Origin of the sequence: Aminiphilus circumscriptus DSM 16581 (genome assembly GCF_000526375.1) — a bacterium.
GTDB lineage: Bacteria > Synergistota > Synergistia > Synergistales > Aminiphilaceae > Aminiphilus > Aminiphilus circumscriptus.
In genome coordinates, this window is the sequence record NZ_JAFY01000007.1 from 636,450 (window position 1) to 653,673 (window position 17,224).

17 protein-coding genes and 1 tRNA gene are annotated in these 17,224 nt (G+C 55.0%); 15 read left to right on the forward strand and 3 right to left on the reverse strand.

Annotated elements, in window-relative coordinates; translation table 11 throughout:
* Positions 1-14 precede the first annotated feature (14 nt).
* The 11 genes from mtrB to glmS all read left to right on the forward strand — a co-directional run bounded on the left by mtrB (position 15) and on the right by glmS (position 11,567).
* Positions 15-275, forward strand: a complete 261-nt coding sequence (gene mtrB / locus K349_RS0113850; RefSeq protein WP_029166364.1) for a trp RNA-binding attenuation protein MtrB — start codon at positions 15-17, stop codon at positions 273-275.
* Positions 272-2,026 (forward strand): pyruvate kinase, encoded by a 1,755-nt coding sequence (gene pyk, locus K349_RS0113855; RefSeq protein WP_029166365.1) that lies wholly within the window; start codon positions 272-274, stop codon positions 2,024-2,026. The genes mtrB and pyk overlap by 4 nt, the downstream gene beginning before the upstream one ends.
* Positions 2,027-2,045: 19 nt before the next feature.
* Entirely contained in the window at positions 2,046-2,735 is a 690-nt protein-coding gene (locus K349_RS17330; protein ID WP_029166366.1) for an NUDIX hydrolase, read from the forward strand.
* Positions 2,726-3,568, forward strand: a complete 843-nt coding sequence (locus K349_RS0113865) for a deoxyribonuclease IV (RefSeq protein WP_029166367.1) — start codon at positions 2,726-2,728, stop codon at positions 3,566-3,568. Before K349_RS17330 ends, K349_RS0113865 begins: the two co-directional genes overlap by 10 nt.
* A gap of 44 nt (positions 3,569-3,612) precedes the next feature.
* Positions 3,613-4,455, forward strand: coding sequence for an alanine racemase (locus K349_RS17335; protein ID WP_245588063.1), 843 nt, complete (start codon positions 3,613-3,615; stop codon positions 4,453-4,455).
* Positions 4,452-4,676, forward strand: a complete 225-nt coding sequence (locus K349_RS19770) for a type III PLP-dependent enzyme domain-containing protein (RefSeq protein WP_245588064.1) — start codon at positions 4,452-4,454, stop codon at positions 4,674-4,676. Before K349_RS17335 ends, K349_RS19770 begins: the two co-directional genes overlap by 4 nt.
* A gap of 45 nt (positions 4,677-4,721) precedes the next feature.
* On the forward strand, positions 4,722-5,552 hold the full coding sequence (cdaA, locus tag K349_RS0113875) for a diadenylate cyclase CdaA (RefSeq protein ID WP_029166368.1): 831 nt from the start codon (positions 4,722-4,724) through the stop codon (positions 5,550-5,552).
* Positions 5,539-6,753 (forward strand): CdaR family protein, encoded by a 1,215-nt coding sequence (locus K349_RS0113880; RefSeq protein WP_029166369.1) that lies wholly within the window; start codon positions 5,539-5,541, stop codon positions 6,751-6,753. The genes cdaA and K349_RS0113880 overlap by 14 nt, the downstream gene beginning before the upstream one ends.
* Positions 6,754-6,782: 29 nt before the next feature.
* Positions 6,783-8,162, forward strand: a complete 1,380-nt coding sequence (gene glmM, locus K349_RS0113885) for a phosphoglucosamine mutase (protein ID WP_029166370.1) — start codon at positions 6,783-6,785, stop codon at positions 8,160-8,162.
* 446 nt (positions 8,163-8,608) lie between these two features.
* Complete coding sequence (galU, locus tag K349_RS0113895) at positions 8,609-9,490, forward strand: UTP--glucose-1-phosphate uridylyltransferase GalU (protein ID WP_029166371.1); 882 nt, start codon at positions 8,609-8,611, stop codon at positions 9,488-9,490.
* A 244-nt stretch (positions 9,491-9,734) separates the two neighbouring features.
* Entirely contained in the window at positions 9,735-11,567 is a 1,833-nt protein-coding gene (gene glmS, locus K349_RS0113900; RefSeq protein ID WP_029166372.1) for a glutamine--fructose-6-phosphate transaminase (isomerizing), read from the forward strand.
* Between the two features lie 64 nt (positions 11,568-11,631).
* On the opposite strand, the gene K349_RS18250 is transcribed toward glmS, so the two are convergent.
* Genes K349_RS18250 through K349_RS0113915 form a run of 3 tightly spaced genes read right to left on the reverse strand, consistent with a single transcriptional unit; the run spans position 11,632 to position 13,718 of the window.
* Positions 11,632-12,519, reverse strand: coding sequence for a response regulator (locus K349_RS18250; RefSeq protein WP_029166373.1), 888 nt, complete (start codon positions 12,517-12,519; stop codon positions 11,632-11,634).
* A gap of 22 nt (positions 12,520-12,541) precedes the next feature.
* The gene (gene mrtS / locus K349_RS18880) at positions 12,542-13,333 is read right to left on the reverse strand and encodes a Synerg-CTERM system glutamic-type intramembrane protease MrtS (RefSeq protein WP_084460406.1); all 792 of its coding nucleotides are present in this window, start codon (positions 13,331-13,333) and stop codon (positions 12,542-12,544) included.
* Positions 13,266-13,718 (reverse strand): Fur family transcriptional regulator, encoded by a 453-nt coding sequence (locus tag K349_RS0113915; RefSeq protein ID WP_029166375.1) that lies wholly within the window; start codon positions 13,716-13,718, stop codon positions 13,266-13,268. Before K349_RS0113915 ends, mrtS begins: the two co-directional genes overlap by 68 nt.
* A gap of 160 nt (positions 13,719-13,878) precedes the next feature.
* On the opposite strand from K349_RS0113915, the gene K349_RS0113920 reads away from it, so the two are divergent.
* The 4 genes from K349_RS0113920 (at position 13,879) to K349_RS0113935 (ending at position 17,224) form a co-directional block, all read left to right on the forward strand.
* A tRNA-Gln gene (locus K349_RS0113920) sits at positions 13,879-13,952 on the forward strand.
* A 169-nt stretch (positions 13,953-14,121) separates the two neighbouring features.
* Positions 14,122-15,543 (forward strand): bifunctional UDP-N-acetylglucosamine diphosphorylase/glucosamine-1-phosphate N-acetyltransferase GlmU, encoded by a 1,422-nt coding sequence (glmU, locus tag K349_RS0113925; RefSeq protein ID WP_029166376.1) that lies wholly within the window; start codon positions 14,122-14,124, stop codon positions 15,541-15,543.
* Positions 15,543-16,511 (forward strand): ribose-phosphate diphosphokinase, encoded by a 969-nt coding sequence (locus tag K349_RS0113930; protein ID WP_029166377.1) that lies wholly within the window; start codon positions 15,543-15,545, stop codon positions 16,509-16,511. The genes glmU and K349_RS0113930 overlap by 1 nt, the downstream gene beginning before the upstream one ends.
* 65 nt (positions 16,512-16,576) lie before the next feature.
* Positions 16,577-17,224: a 50S ribosomal protein L25 gene (locus tag K349_RS0113935; protein ID WP_029166378.1), complete on the forward strand. Its 648-nt coding sequence runs from the start codon at positions 16,577-16,579 to the stop codon at positions 17,222-17,224.

Consider the following 17,224-nt stretch of genomic DNA (forward strand, 5'->3'; position numbering starts at 1 on the left):
GAGGTGGCTGTGTCATGCGGGAGAAGGAGACGACGGGTGCGGCAACCGAGTCTGTCTTGAGCGATTTCGTCCTTGTCCATGCCCTGGAGGACGGTGTTACCGTCATCGGATTGACACGGGGACAGGAAACACGGTTTACTCATACGGAAAAGCTGGACAAGGGCGAAGTCTGGGTTTCCCAGTTCACGGAACACACGTCTGCCATGAAGATTCGCGGGAAGGCCCTCATCATTACAAAACATGGGAGCGTCACGAGCGGAGGGAGAGAAAAATGAGAAAAGTCAAGATCGTCTGCACCCTTGGGCCCGCATGCGGTGATTACGATACCTTGCGTGCCATGGCGGCGGCAGGGATGAACGTGGCGCGTTTCAACTTCAGTCACGGATCCTACGAGGGACATGGCTTGAACCTTGACCAGGTCAGAAATGTGGAGCGGGAACTCAAACGTCCCATAGCGACGCTTCTGGATACAAAGGGGCCTGAAATCCGTACGGGTAGGCTGAAGAACGGAAAATCCGTGAACCTGGTCCCTGGAAAGAAAATGCTTCTGATTCCCGACGACGGATCGGAGGGAGACGAGTCCTGCGTGGGAATCAGTTATGCAAAGCTTGCGGACGAACTGCAGGTGGGGCAGGATCTCTTCATCGACGACGGGACCCTGCATCTTCGGGTCGAAAAGATCGACGAGACGGAGGTACACTGTGTTGTTCTCGTGGGCGGAGAGCTGGGAGAGCGAAAGGGAGTCAACATTCCGGACGCGGAACTCTCGGTACCGACCCTGACGGAAAAAGACATCGAAGATATCCGCTGGGGCGTGGCTCACGAGATGGAATTTATCGCCGTCTCTTTCGTGCGCACCCGTGCTGATGTCATGGAAGTCCGTCGGATCATTGAGGAATTTCAGGGACACATGAAGATCATCGCGAAGATCGAAACAAAACAGGCGGTGCAAAACCTGGAGGAAATCGCCCAAGTCGTCGACGGCATGATGGTCGCCCGGGGGGATTTGGGTGTGGAGATGCCCACGGAGGATGTCCCTCTCGAACAGAAGCGCATTATCGACATCTGCCGCTCCCAGGGAAAACCGGTCATCGTCGCTACCCAGATGCTCGACTCCATGATCCGGAATCCCCGCCCGACGAGAGCCGAGGCGAACGACGTGGCCAACGCCGTTCTCGACGGAGCCGACGCAGTGATGCTTTCGGGAGAGACGGCGAAGGGGAAATATCCTGTCCTGGCCGTGGAGACCATGTCGAAAATCGTCACCAGAGTCGAGCGGGAGATGGAGAAATGGTCTCGCCACAGCACGATTCCCGTGGCGACAACCTCTGTTCCCGATGCAGTGAGCCACGCCGCCGTGCAGATTGCCAAGGACATGAAGGCCCGGAGCATTATCTGTCTTACCCGGAGCGGCAGCACCGCGAGCATGGTGAGCAAGTATCGGCCCGCGTGTTCCCTTTTGGCCACGACTCCTCTCGTCAGGACGTGGAGACAGCTTGCGCTCGTCTGGGGAGCCTATTCCGTTCTGAAGGAGGAAGCCCCCACGGCGGAAGAGGCTCTCGAGGCAGGGCTCGCGGCCGCACTCGAAGAGGGCCTTGTCAATGAAGGCGACCTTGTTGTGGTCACCGCCGGCGTTCCCGTGGGCATTCCGGGAACGACCAACATGGTTCAGGTGCACACCATCGGCCGCATTCTTGTGAAAGGGCTTTCCCTCATCCGCAAGGAAGCTGTGGGACACGTGTGCAAGGCCACGACGCCCAAGGAAGCCCTGGAGAAGATGCGGCCGGGGGATGTGCTCGTGGTGCGCCAAACCGACAAGGACTATCTACCTGCCATGAAAAAAGCCTCGGCGATCATCGCCGAGGAAGGCGGGCTGACCAGCCACGCGGCCATCGTGGCTCTGGAGCTGAACATCCCCTGCGTGGTGAGTGCGGAAAAAGCCATGGAAGTCCTGCAGGATAATGTTCTTCTCACGGTTGACGGTTCCAGAGGAGTCGTTTACCAGGGGCGGGTCAAACTGCATTGACGACGGGACACTGTGGGGCATGAAGCGCTCACCGGGGCAAGGATGGCAAGAAGCCCACGCCGGTGTCACACGCGAGAACGGTGCCTTCACGGAGGAGGCGTCTCCCGGGGATCTTCTCGCTCGTCTGCGGGCGGTACATCCCCCTGTGTCGACGCTTCCCTGGGAGCTTTGTACGCTCGGCCCGTTTCCGCTGAGTGCCGTGCTGCTTCCCTTTGTTCGGATCCGGGGGGAACTTTTCCTTCTCCTTGAAGAGCGAAGCGATGGTTTGCGAGCACACGCCGGACAGCTTGCCTTTCCCGGAGGGAGAAAGGACCCGGGAGATTTTTCTCCGGAGGATACGGCATTGCGGGAACTTGAGGAAGAGCTTGCGATCGGACGTTCCAGTGTCCGCCTCTACGGTGTTCTTCCTTTCGAGTTTGCCTATTCCAGCGATTTCGTCATTGTTCCTCTCTGGGGAGAGGTGACGGGGATTTCTTCCCTTAAAACGCTTCGGCCGGCGACAAAGGAAGTGAAGACCGTGCATTTTCTTCCGCTTTCGTCGTGTCTTCGCCCAACGCGATTCGTATGGAGATCCGGAAGATCGGGAAGGCATTTCTATCCCGTTTATGCCGCCACAGAGGAAAAAGAACTTTGGGGAGCCTCCGCCCGAATGCTGTACAGTCTCCTGCGTCCTTTATGCACCGGGGAGATCCTTTCGTCGTGGCACTGATTGGAGCTCACGTCTCCATCGCCGGAGGTTTGTTCCGTGCCCTTGAGCGCGGAGAAGCGCTAGGGTGCGAAGCGATCCAAATTTTTACCAAAAACCAGCTCCAGTGGAAGGCTTCACCTCTTTCATTCCAGGAGTGCGAACGTTTTTTCTCCGCGTGGAGAAAAAGTTCCATCAAGGAAGTCGTTGCCCATGCGTCGTACCTCATCAACCTCGCTGCGGAGGGAAGCGTGCACAAAGACAGCGTTGACGCGCTTTTGCTTGAAATGGAACGTTGTGACCATTTGGGAATCGGGAAACTGGTCCTGCACCCCGGCAGCAGCAAGACCCGTTCGAAAGAGGACGGCCTCGTCTCCGTCGCGGATGGGCTAAAAAGTGTCCTCGAAAAGAGCGTGCGGTGCAACGTACAGATTCTCCTGGAGACCATGTCGGGACAGGGGAATACCCTCGGGGGAAGGTTGGAGGATTTTCGTGTTCTCCTTGAAGAGCTGGATTGGGATGCCAGAATCGGACTGTGCCTCGACACCTGTCATATCCTGTCCGCAGGATATGAATTACGTAGTCTCGAGGCATACAAGCGATATCTCGATGCGGTGGAGAAACTGGTGGGAGCGGGGCGAGTCGCTTGTTGGCATTTCAACGACAGCAAAAACGACAAGGGCGAGCGGAAAGATCGTCATGAGCATCTCGGCGACGGCGCTTTGGGATTGACGCCTTTCTCGTTCATCGTGAATGACGAGAGATGGCAAAACACTCCCTGCCTGCTCGAAACGCCGAAAAGCGGTCGGGGGGATGCGGGAAACCTGCAACTCTTGCGAAAATTGCGAGGCGAGTGACGATTCGTGACGGCACGTCTCATGCTGACCGAGGAGGCCTTTTCATGGCACCCACATTGCGCATCGATCTGGAAAAAATCAGGAGCAACACCTGGGAAGTGGCGCGGCGCTGCAAGAAACACGGCATTCACCTTGCGGGAGTGACGAAAGGCGTGTGTGGCTCTCCAGAAGTGGCATTTGCAATGATCGAAGGGGGATGCGCGTCTCTTTTTGACAGCAGAGTGGCGAATCTTCGTAGACTCAAGGAAGCGAACGTTCCCGTTCCAGTGCATCTTCTTCGTATCCCTATGCTCAGTGAGCTGAAGGAGGTGATCGAGTTCGCGAATGGGACCCTTGTCTCCATGATCGAGACCATCGAACGGCTGGACCTGTTATGCGAACAGCGACGACGCAAACTGGAAGTTCTCCTCATGGTGGATGTGGGCGATCTGCGAGAGGGAGTCTGGCCTGATGAGATGGAACGTTTCGCCCAGGTGCTCCGTCGTTGCCGGTGGGTGCAGTGCACCGGCATCGGAACTAATCTGGGCTGTTTCGGCGGCGTGCTCCCCACGCCGCTCAATCTGACGCGGCTGGTGGAACTCAAAGGTGAATTGGAACACCTCCTCGCCTCACCAGTGCCGTTCGTTTCCGGAGGAGGTACGTCCTCTCTGTATCTTCTCGAGGAGGAGCGCATGCCCGCCGGAATAAATCACCTCCGGGTCGGCGAGGCCATTCTTCTCGGGCGGGATGTGTCGAGGAACAGATATCTTCCGGGGATGCATCGTAACGCAATTCTCTTCGAAGCGGAAATCATCGAGCTGCGTAGAAAGCCGAGCGTTCCCATCGGGACGATAGGCGCCGATGCCTTCGGCAATGTTCCCGTTTTCGAGGACCGGGGCTTCGGTTGAGAGCAATTGTGGCTGCGGGACGTCAGGATGTCGTTCCCGAAGGACTTCTTCCCACGGACAGGGGGGTTCATGTTCTCGGGGCTTCCAGTGATCACCTTCTCCTGGACGTTGAGGATATGATGCCGGTACCCAGGCTCGGAGAGGTGCTCTCCTTCGAAATGTCCTATGGAGCGATGCTTGCCGCCGCTACCTCTTCTTATGTCGTGAAGCGATTCGAATGAACCACCGCAGGTCTCTGCGGATTTTGCGAAAAAGGTGCGAATGACATGTTCTCTCTCGTGAGATGGCTGGATGTTCTCGACATCGCCATCATCAGTTTCATCCTCTATCGTTTTTTGTTACTTCTTCTCGACACGAGAGCCATGCAACTCATGAAGGGACTCTTCATCCTCGGCGGCATAGCCGCCGTGGCGAAAGTTCTCCAATTGAGCGCCCTCTCCTGGCTGTTGAGCAAACTCCTGGGAGTCGTCTTCATCGCGATTCCCATCATCTTTCAACCTGAGCTACGCCGCCTTCTGGAAGAATTGGGTCGAGGCAATCTCTGGCAGCGCCGCATGGCGGAAGAGCGGGCGGAACATCTTGCGGACGAGGTGACACGGGCTCTGCTATATCTTCAATCCCAAAAGATCGGTGCTCTGCTCGTCTTCCAGCGAGGAACGGGACTCAGGGACATTTGGCGCTCAGCAGTGCGCCTCAACGCGGAGATTTCCCAGGAAGAAGTGGTTTCCATCTTTTGGCCGAACAACCCACTTCATGATGGCGCCGCGATTTTCGACAAGGACAGGATCCTCGCCGCCGCCTCCTATCTACCGTTAACGGAAAAGAGTGATCTTTCCCGTTCCTTCGGAACACGGCACAGAGCGGCGCTGGGTGTCACGGAAATTTCCGATGCCATCTCTCTCGTCGTCTCCGAAGAGCGTGGAGAAATCTCGATGGCAATCAACGGTCACATCTCCAGGGGAATGAAGGAACCCCAGATACGGAAACTTCTCTTCTCTTATTTCCGGGGCAAGAAAGAGAAACAGTCCTTTTTCGAGCGGGTTCGTCTGGAGTTGCTGCAGCAATTGTCAGGAGAAAATGAACATGAGGATGCTTGAGCGCATTGATGCAATGCTCAACTCGCGGCTTTTTCTTCGGATCGCCTCGGTGGTCATCGCGGTGTTAATCTGGCTTTACGCGGCGGGGGAACGGAATGCGGAGACGGTGAAGACCTTCGAGGTTTCCCTGGAGTACCGAAATCTCGGAGTCGGCTTGACTCTTTCGGATGCGCCCGACAAAGTCAACGTGCAGGTCACCGGAGCGAGGAATATTCTCGCCGCCATGACTCCGCAGAACCTCATCGCCACGGTGGATCTGCGAGATCTCGGCCCAGGACGTCATACGCTTCCCGTGACGTCCCTCGCGCCGTCGGGGGTACGTATCACTACGGTGACACCTCCTTACGCGGAAGTGCAGGTTCTTCGGCTCATCGAAAAAACACTCCCCGTGTCGCTCAACATGGAGGGAACTTTCCCGGAGGGAGTGTCTCTGGAGTCGTCGGATCTCGATCCGAGGGAAGTGCTTCTTCGCGGAGACGAGGCACTGCTGCAGAAAATCCAGAAAGTGACCGTGGTGACGACACCACAGGAGTTGATACGTGGAGAAGGTTTTCTGGAACTTCCTGTTCGCCTTCCCCTCTCGGGACGGGTGGAACATCTTTCGGTGATTCCAAAGAGCGTTGTTTTTTCCTACACCTTGAAGCGTGATCTTCCACGTCGTGAAGTTCCTTTGCGAATGCATATTCTCGGTGAGGTCGATCCCGATTTTTCCGTGACATCCATCACTGTTGACCCCCCCTCCGTGATTCTTCAGGGGCCATCGGCTCAGCTCGATCTGATCGACCAAATTGACCTGATGCCCCTCGATATTTCGGGAATGAAGGAGACAGCAGTTTTTTCCATAGACATCGTCCCCCCGGTAGGAAACGACAATGAAGGGTTATTGCCGATTCGTTCGGCCACGATTCGTGTCACGATTTCTCCTAAGAGTGAAACCCGTATGATTTCCGGAGTGCGGGTCGGCATCAGTGGAAAAAGCATTTATCCGAACTGGAGAGTCGAACCGGGAACAGTCGAGGTTGTTGTCAAAGGGCTTCCCTCCGCGCTGGAGAATCTTCCGGAAGTCGAAGCCTATGTGGATGTGACGAACCTCGTTTCAAGGCGGGCCACCGTTCCCGTACGGGCCAGAAGTAAAGGCGGAGCGTTGGAAATCGTGGAGATCCGTCCTCCGAACGTTACTGCCTATGCGATCGTTGATTGAAACTCTCTCCCGAGAAAGGATGAGATGTCGTGTTAACCGCATCAGGAAAAGTACGCTGTCTTTTTGGTACTGACGGTGTTAGAGACGTTGCCAACAGAGGTGCCATGACCCCAGAAATGGCCATGAGTCTTTCCAGGGCTTACGTATGGTGGTTGACACAAAACGGCTTTGCGCGTCCCCACGTGATTGTGGGAAGGGACACGCGTCGTTCCGGTTCAATGCTGGAGGCTGCCGTATTGGCGGGTTTGACTTCTGCCGGTGCAGAAGCGAGCGTCGCTGGAATCCTTCCAACGCCCGGGGTGAGCTTTGCCATTCGAAGCCAGCGTGTTCAAGGGGGTGCGGTGATCAGTGCCTCACACAACCCCGCTGAATACAATGGGCTCAAATTCTTTGACAAGAATGGATTTAAGCTCAGTGATGACGACGAGGCGACCATTGAGGAATTCCTGGAGGATCATCTCCTCGACCAATGGCGTCCCACGGGTGCTTCTGTTGGAGAGATCACGCACGAGTCGGAGCGGTACGGGGACGCCTATGTGGAGTGGCTCGTTTCCCTGGCAAACGGCATCAACGTATCCGGAGCAAGTCCTCTCGTCCTCGATTGCGCTCATGGTGCAGCCTTTGCCGTTGCGGAAGAGTTCGTCCGACGATGCCGGCTACCCGTCACTCTGGTCGGTGCGAAACCGGATGGCCTCAACATCAACGATGGCGTGGGCGTCATGTACCTTCCGCATCTTGCGGAATCGGTCAAGGAAAAGGGGGCCGCTCTCGGGATCGCCTTGGACGGTGATGCCGACCGAGTCCTGCTCGTCGATAAATTCGGGAGAACTATAGACGGAGACATCCTCCTTTGGGTTTTGGCTCGTTGGCTGAAAGCGAAGAATTCTCTCGGAGCAGGTGTTGTCGCCACCGTGATGAGCAACATGGCCCTTGAAGAGCACTTGGCACTGGAGGGAATTCCCGTCTTTCGTTGCCCCGTCGGCGACAAGTATGTGGTGGAAACAATGCGTTACCAGAGATCTGCTCTGGGAGGCGAACAATCCGGGCACATCATTTCGGGGGAACACGTGTCCACAGGCGATGGACTTTGTACGGGTATTCTCTTTCTTCATGCGATTTCCGAACTTGGCGAGGATGTGTCCAGCCTTGTGGACCGATTTGACCGTTATCCCCAGCTTCTGAAGAATGTCAAGGTTCGCGACAAGAAGAAAACCATGGAGGATGCGCGCCTTCAGGACGTTCTTTCCCAAGCGGAGCGGAAACTCCGTGGGTTGGGTAGAGTTTTCGTCAGATCCTCCGGGACCGAACCTTTTGTACGTATTCTTGTGGAAGCGAAGGAAAAGGGAATGCTGGAGGACATTTGTATCGGTGTGGAACAAGTCATTCGCCACATTGATTCTCTCGAATAGAAGGAATCCTTGGGAGCGGTCCGTTTTTTTTGCTCTTTCTGCTGCATGAAACGAGACGCCTTTCCCGAAAAAAGAGTCTCTCCGGAAATCATTTTCTCGGGAAGACTCTCGGGCAGCGTTTTAGGAAAGCTCTGAATAAAGGCCTTTCGCTTTCTCTTGACTCGGGTCGCATCAGGCTCTGCGAGGCGCCTTGCGGGGCTGACGCAGCCTTATTCAGAGATTTCTTAAATTTTTATGTATGACGATGAAATCGTGAGAGGAATACGGCGTTTGTATTTTCTTTCACGAACGTGCGAGAAAAATCCCTTACAAGACAGGATGACAGTCAACAGAATGCGGCTGTGAATCGGAGAAGGTTGTTTCAACAGTCCCGCCGCAAAGGGCAGAGGCACCCGGAACATCGATCAGCATCCTTGAAAACTGCGGTTGCCATTGGAGGAATGTTTATGACGACGCAAATGCAGGTCAGCAAATGCCTTTTCCCAGTAGCCGGGCTCGGTACGCGTTTTCTTCCGGCTACGAAGGAAATTCCCAAAGAAATGCTTCCTCTCATCGACAAACCAATCATTCATTACGGCGTCGAAGAAGCTGTTCGCTCCGGCTGCAAGGACATCGTGTTCGTCACGGGGAGAGGGAAACGGGCCATCGAAGACTATTTCGACAGGTCCTGGGAACTGGAACAGCTTCTCGAGGCGAGAGACAAGTTCGATCTCAGGGACATGGTTCGAGATATCAGCCATATGGCCAGGTTTTCCTATGTCCGCCAGTGTGAACCTCTCGGGCTGGGGCACGCGGTTCTCTGCGGCGAACAGGTCTGTGAAGGCGAACCCTTCGGTGTCATTCTTCCCGACGATGTCATGCTCGGAACACCACCCGTACTCGGGCAGCTCATTTCCGTACACCGTACATTCGGTGGTTCCGTCCTTGCCCTGCAGGAGGTCACACCTGAGGACACGTCACGCTACGGGATCGTGGATGCCGATCCCGTAGGAGAGGGAGTGTACAGAATACGGAACATGGTGGAAAAACCGCCTCTCTCCCAGGCGCCGAGTCGTCTTGCAATCATGGGGCGTTATGTCCTTTCGCCCGGGATTTTTCGAGAACTGCACGACCTGAACCCTGGGGCGGGCGGAGAGTACCAACTCACCGACGCAATTCGGGCTCTTCTCGACAAGGAATCCGTCTGGGGATTCGTCTATCGGGGAAAACGCCTCGATTGCGGTACCAAAGCCGGGTGGCTTCGAGCCACGACGATCATGGCCATGGAAGATCCCGAGACAAGGCAGATCGTTCTGTCGGCGCTCGAAGAAGGGGGGAATGTCCGATAAGGAGTAAAGCGTAAAAATTTTTATTTTTCTGTTTCCACGCTGTGCGTGTCAAGCGCCTGAGCCCGTCTTGTCCTCAGGACTTGCAGGCTGACGAGGTCGGGGAAGAATCGAATTTTCGGCGGATGTCCCCGTGGGCTCGGGAGGAGCCCAGCAAGATCCGGTACAAATGCGAAAAGTGATTTTCGCGACAAAAGCCGGATCATCCTCCTTGTTTCCGTTGTGTTGTGAGAGGATGTTGTGCGAAGTGTGTGGAATCGTTGGCTACGTAGGTTTTCGCAAGGCCGCCGAGGTCCTTTTGGATGGACTACGACGGGTTGAGTACCGTGGATATGATTCCGCCGGTTTGGCGGTACGGACGGAAAAGGGTTTGGAGATCGTCAAGGAAGTCGGAAAGGTCTCGGACCTCGAACAGGTCGCGAGGGGGAGAAATCTCACGGGGTGTCAGGGAATCGGACACACGAGATGGGCTACCCATGGCGGCGTGACGGTGACGAACGCACATCCTCATGCGGATGGAGCGGGACGTTTTGCTCTGGTTCACAATGGAATCATCGAGAACTATCTCGATCTTCAGGAAGAGCTTCACGCCAAGGGTGTTTGCTTCTTTTCTCAAACGGATACGGAAGTGATCGTACAGCTTCTCGCGCACCTTCGCGCCGAGACGGATGACATGCCCACCGCTCTTACGCTGCTGCAGCAGCGGCTGAACGGTTCTTTCGCCCTAGCCATCATCGACGCTCAGGAACCAGAGTGTTTCTACTGCGTGCGTCGCGGCTCACCTCTGGTTCTCGGCCTTGGGGTCGAGGAATGTTTTTGTGCCTCCGATGTGTCGGCACTCCTTCCCTACACGAAAAACGTGGTCTACCTCGAAGAGGGAGACACCGCTAGAGTGTGCACGAAGGGCGTGGAAATATGGAACGAGTGTGGCGAGGAAGTGTGCCGGGATGTTGCGATCGTCGATTGGGACGTCTCCATGTCTGAAAAGGACGGATATCCCCACTACATGCTGAAGGAGATCAACGAGCAAGGAGCGGTGTTTCGTTCTACGCTGAAGGGACGCATCACCGAGGGGCGTATCGATCTCTCGAACGATCTCGACTGGGATGCCTCCAAAATCAACTCGTGGAAGAATGTGCACATCGTCGCCTGCGGAACGTCCTACTACGCCTCCCTTGTGGCCCAAAGGGCATTGGAACAATGGACGGACTGTCATATCGTTGTGGACGTCGCCTCGGAATATCGTTATCGCAGGATGAAGGCGGATCCCAGCACGCTGGCGGTGTTCGTCTCCCAGTCGGGAGAGACGGCAGACACGCTTGCAGCCCAAAGGAAAGCTCGCAGCGAAGGTGCGCACTGTCTGGCGATCACAAACGTCCGAGGTTCCACGCTGGCGAGGGAAGTGCACGATGTGCTTCTGCTAAAAGCAGGGCCCGAGATCGGTGTTGCCGCCACAAAAACCTTCATGGGGCAGATGGTGGCACTGTATCTTCTCGCACTCTTTCTCGGCGAGGCGAGGAGAACGTTGTCCGCCGCGGAAGCGAAACGCCTTGCGGAAGAGCTGCTCCACCTTCCCTATAAAGTTGAAATTGTTCTCAACAGACAGGATGCCATCAAGGAAATTGCACGGAAATATGCGGAAAAACGTAATTTCCTCTATCTCGGAAGAGGCAACACGTATCCCGTCGCTCTCGAAGGCGCGCTCAAGCTCAAGGAAATTTCCTACATCCATGCAGAAGCCTACGCGGCAGGCGAGATGAAACACGGCCCAATCGCATTACTGGAGCCGGACGTTCCTGTCCTTGTGATTGTACCCAGAAACAGTCTTTACGAAAAAACACTCTCGAACATACAGGAGGCGAAGGCACGACACAGTGCCATCATCGCCGTAGGGACCGACGGCGATGCTCTCCTGCCCCATCACGTGGAGGACATTCTCTGGATTCCTTGGACGGATGAAGAATTTGTTCCATTTCTGGCGGTTGTTCCGTTGCAGTTGTTTGCCTATCACGCGGCAGTCCTGCGCGGATGCGAAATCGATCAGCCGAGGAACCTCGCGAAAAGCGTTACCGTGGAATAATGAAACTCGGTTTCGCACGCACGTGAAAAACGACTGCCGGCGTGAGAACGCTGGCAGTCGTTTTTCACGTGTTTGGCGCAAAATACCCAAAACGGTGCAGCGCACGTTGCGTTTTGAGCTTCACAACTTCAGGGCGAAAAGGTTTCACGATAAAATCAACCGCACCGAAACGCAAGGCTTGGATCAATTTTTCCTTATCTCCATAACCGGAGACGACGATGAAAGGGATATCTTTTCCCCCAGGGAGTTCCCGAACTCGGGCCATAAGACGAAAACCGTCCATTTCGGGCATGATAAGATCCGTGAGAACAAGATTCGGCGGAACCTGGGATCGAATGAAGCGCAACCCCTCCGCGCCATTTTCGGCCTCGAAAACGACGCAGCCTATTTTTTCCAAAAGATGACGAAGACCTACGCGAATGACCGATGCGTCATCGACAACAAGAACTCTCGGAGAGCCGGAAGAGTGTTTCGTCTCGGAGCGATTTTCAGGTTTTTTTTCTCCGCTTGGAAGCGTTTTTGTCGGTACTTCCGCCGTAGTTTCGGCGTTTTCCTGCGGTTGCTCGGCATCGTGGCTTTTGGGCGAAAGAATTTGGAGAACTTGTTCGAGATTCGGAGGAAGAGCGAGGAGATCGTCGAGACCTTGCATGCGCGCTCGCACTCGAGCACGCAGCGTGCGCCACTCCTCACTGAAACCGAAAAAACGAGCGGAGGCAAAGGCATCGTTGAGCTTGATCGCTGCAATGATCTGGCCGTAATCTTCTTCCGTGTCCCCGCGCCATGGAAAGAGGACCGCGTCGCACGACTCGGGCATCTCCTGCGAGCTGAGCGAGAGTTCTGTCAAACTTTGTCCCTCGTGACATGAAATGCCGCTGTTTTTCAGTGCCGACACGAGGAGGATTCGGAACTTTGAATCATCCGAGATGATGCTGACATGTTTTGTCGGGCTCATGGCTTTTTCGCACGAGGAGACGTCATGGCAAGGGGAAAAACCAGATCGACCAGAGGTTGCCGAGACCATGAAAGAGCATGCCGGGGAAAATATTTCCGTGGCGTTCCCGAAGCGCTCCCATGATCAGGCCGGGAAAGAATGTCGTGAGAAAAAAGGGATCCGGCCGAAACAACATGTGTGAGAGAGCGAAGAGAGCGGCAACCGTCACCACACGCGTCGTTCGACTCAGAAAGGGGACAAAAAGCGTCTGAAGCCATCCCCGGAAAAAGATTTCTTCCGTGATTGCCGCCATGGAGCCTGCTGCGAATTGAGCGAGGAAGGCGGAAAAAGCGACGTGTCTAGGCAAATCCTGCCCTGGCCAATGGAGGGCGATCACCGTGAGAGGTGCCAACGTCATCACACACACCAAGGCGACTTCCCCGCACATACGCCGGGAGCAACGGGGAACAAGGCCATATTGTTCATAGGCTTCTTTTCTTGCGTGACACCAGAGGAAAGGACCATATAACATTACAGCGACGGCTACGAATTGTGACATGTTCTCTGCTCCCATCAAAAACATTCGAATTTCCTCATGTGATTCCCGATGCAACGATCGATCTTTTCGCAAAAAAAGAGGGCCGGCGGGATAGCCGGACCTCATTGTAAAGCATTGACAGACAATCACAAACAAGAAAATCCCGTATTTTGCAGAGAACGCTCTTTTCGGGCTTTCGTCCGGGGGTGATCCAACATTTCCGCTGGCGTCAATGAATGGAAAGATGTGTGCCTTTCTGTGCCGTATCACCCAAAAGACATTGCTCGCATGTTCCATAGAGGTACACCTGCGAGTTCTCGACCTTGTGATGGAGATGGGGGAAAAAGGCTCCTATGTTCCCCGCATCGAAAGGAACGTCTATGATGACACCACAGTTGGTACAGCGAAAATGTGCATGGAACGCCGTTTCCGGATCGAAAAGGATCCGTTTGTCGTCGATCGTGAGAATATTGATGAGGCCCAAATCCGCGAGCAACTCTGCTGTACCGTAGATCGTCGCATAGGAAATCGTGGGGAAAAATTGCCGGAGTTCGTTGCAGATGACGTCTGCCGAGGGGTGATCCTTTCTTCCGGCCAGGAGCTTCAAAATGGCGATGCGCTGAGCCGTGATCTTGCCCCCGCTCGACTTAAGGCGCTGAATCCCTTCCTCTATGGCCCACATGGTGCACCTCCTGTATGCCAAGTTTTTCTTTTTGACATCATACGCATTATCGAGTACTTTTGCAAGTGTTTCAGGTTGATGCAAAACGCCTCGAAGAATTTCTCCGCAACGGACTTGACACAGGCGCGCGTGTTGTGGATATAATTGCTACCGCTTGTGTTGGGGTGTAGCCAAGTGGTAAGGCAGGGGACTTTGGATCCTCCACCGCTGGTTCGAATCCAGCCACCCCAGCCATTCCGGTGCTTTTTCCGGAAATGTCTTTTTGTGGCGGCAACGTGGGGCTCCGTGTGGATTGGCCCCTCTTTTTTTGTGGGCCGAGGTGTGCGCATGGCGCTTTTGTTGTCGTGTGCTAACAACGTTGTTACGGAAGAAAAAACCCCACACTGAAATGGGGGTATGGCATATGAGAGAAAAAGACTTTCCGGACATCGCCGCTCTTGTTTTGGCTGCCGGAAAGGGAACGAGAATGAAAAGCGACACCCCAAAGGTTCTTTTACCGCTTTTGGGAGAAGCGTTGCTTTCCTATCCTCTTGCTGCGGTCCGCGGAGCGGGATTGGAAAGCTGTGGTGTCGTTTTTGGACACGGAGCTTCCCGTGTGTGTGCCTTTCTGGAAAACGCGTTTCCGGAAGTGACGGGCATTCACCAGGAAGAACAACGCGGAACCGGTCATGCTGTTTCAGTCGCGCAGGATTGGTGGAAACAGTTTCGTCATCTTCTCGTGCTTCCCGGTGATTTGCCTCTTCTTCCTCCGGAAGCGTTGACTTCCCTTTGCCGGGAACACATCTCCAGAAACGCGGCGTGCACATTTCTCACTATGCGTCTCGAAGATCCGACAGGATATGGACGTGTCGTAGAAAAGAATGGGCGGATACGGATTGTCGAGGAAAAGGACGCTCTTCCGGAAGAAAAGGCGATCCGGGACGTGAACAGTGGAATCTATGTCTTCGACACCGCTCTTCTTGAGAAGGAACTTGCCCTGATAAGCCCGGACAATGCCCAGAACGAGTACTACCTTACGGATGTGGTGGATCGTCTTGGTGCGACACAGCTCCCGGTAGTGATGGTTTGCTGGCCCATTCCCCAGGACCTTTTCGGCGTCAACGACCCCGTGCAGTTGGCGGATGCGGAGCGACGCCTTCGCGACCGTATACTCGGTGCATGGATGCGGAGAGGTGTCCGTTGTGTCGATCCTGCGTCGGTGTGGATCGGGCCGAAAGTGACGCTTGCGGAGGATCTTCTCATCGAGCCGAACGTCCAGATTTTGGGGAAGACGCACATCGGAGCGGGAAGCCGAATCGGTACGGGCTCCGTGGTTCGGGATTCGGAGTTGGGAAAATGCTGTACTCTTGTGGCATACGTAGTCATTCAGGATAGCCGCGTCGAGGGGAATTCCCGCATAGGCCCCTTTGCGTTTCTCCGGGATGACACGACCATACGGGATCGCGCCTTAGTGGGCAAATTTGTGGAAATCAAAAAGAGCGACATCGGAGACGATGCAAAAGTGCCTCATCTTTCCTACATCGGCGACGCGCACGTGGGGGCAGGGACGAACATCGGAGCCGGTACCATCACCTGCAACTACGACGGTGTGAAAAAGAACAGGACCATCATCGGTGACGACTGTTTTATTGGGAGTGACACCATGCTCGTCGCTCCCGTCGAACTGGGCGAAGGAGCCATGACAGGCGCAGGGTCGGTCATCACTGAAGATGTCCCCGCGGGGGCTTTGGCCATCGGCAGAGCTCGTCAGCGAAACATTCCGGGATGGAGAGCGCGCAAAGCAGGATCGTCTGAAAACGACGCCACGGAAGGAGGTAAAAGCTGATGGTCACACGCCTGAGGGAGCTAAAAATCCTCACCGGTTCCGCAAACCCCGCCTTTGCACAGGAAGTTGGGGACCATTTGCGGGTTCCCGTGGCCGCTTCGAAGATTTTTCGTTTTTCCGACGGAGAAATAGGAGTTTCCATTGAAGAAAGCGTCCGCGGGGCCGATGTGTTCGTCATTCAGCCCGTCTGTTCCCCGACGAACGAAAATCTGATGGAACTTCTCATCATGGTGGACGCCCTCAAACGAGCATCCGCTTATCGTGTGAATGTTGTCACCCCCTATTTCGGCTATGCTCGCCAGGACAGGAAAACCAAGGCACGGGAGCCTATCACGGCAAAACTCGTGGCAAACCTTATACAGACTGCGGGAGCGCACAGACTTGTGGCCACAGATCTTCACGCGGGACAGATTCAGGGTTTTTTCGATATTCCCGTGGATCATCTTACGGGGATCCCGCTCCTTTCCTCCTATTTCAAGGAAACACTCCGGGACGCTTTGAGCGAGGATCGCGTCGTCGTTGTCTCCCCGGATATCGGAGGAGTTGTGCGTGCCCGCCAGTTTGCGTTGCACCTCAACGCAGACCTGGCCATTGTCGACAAAAGACGTTCCCACGAGGTGGCGAACTACTGCGAAGTTCTCGAGATTATCGGACACGTGAAAGATAAAGTGGTCGTGCTGGTGGACGACATTGTGGACACGGCCGGAACACTGGTACAGGCCACTCAGGCATTGCTGGAAAGAGGCGCTGAAAAGGTTTTTGCTTGTGCCACCCATGGCGTGCTTTCGGGACCGGCGGTGGAACGCTTGAAAAATTCCCCCATCCACCAGGTCGTTTTCACGAACACCATACCGTTGCCACCGGAGAAGAAGTTGGATAAGATTATCCAGCTTTCCATCGCGTCTCTCGTGGCGGAGGCAATCAGCAGAATCCATTCCGACCATTCCGTCAGCATTTTGTTCCGGTAGCGGCGGGTCGATCACCTGCAGCGCCGTAGGGCAAGAGACATACGAGAAATAAGGAGGAAAACCCAATGTCCAATTTTGTCTCCCTCAACCTGGAAACCCGGGAAACGACCGGGAAAGAAACGAACAAAAAGCTTCGCAAGATCGGCTATCTTCCTGCCGTGTTCTATGGACACGACTACCCCGAGGGACTTCCCGTGAAACTGGAGGAGCGGCCTTTCATGATGCAACTCCGCCATTCCCACTGGGAAACTTTGCGTATCGACGCAACCATGCCCGATGGGAAAGTGGAAATGGCGCTCATCCGGGATCTGCAGCGTGATCCGCTGACGGACCATATCCTTCATGTCGATTTTTACCAAATGCTCAAGGGACAGAAGGTGCGCGTCGTCGTTCCCGTGGTGCTCGTCAACAAGGAAAGTTGTGTGGGCGTCAAGGCGGGGGGCGTGCTGGAAGTCGTTGCCCGCGAAGTGGAAATCGAGGTTCTTCCCCGGGAAATTCCCGATGCCATCGAGGTGGATGTGGCACAATTGCAGCTTGGCAAGAGCATTTCCGCGAAACAGTGTGCGTTGCCGGAAAGCGCTTCCCTGTTGACGGATCCAAACGAAGTCCTTGTGCTTGTCGTGGAACCCAGGGTTGAGGAGGAGACTGCGCCTGGAACCCCGGGGAGCATGGAAGTCGAGGTCGTACAGAAGGGCAAAGCCAGAGAGGAATAA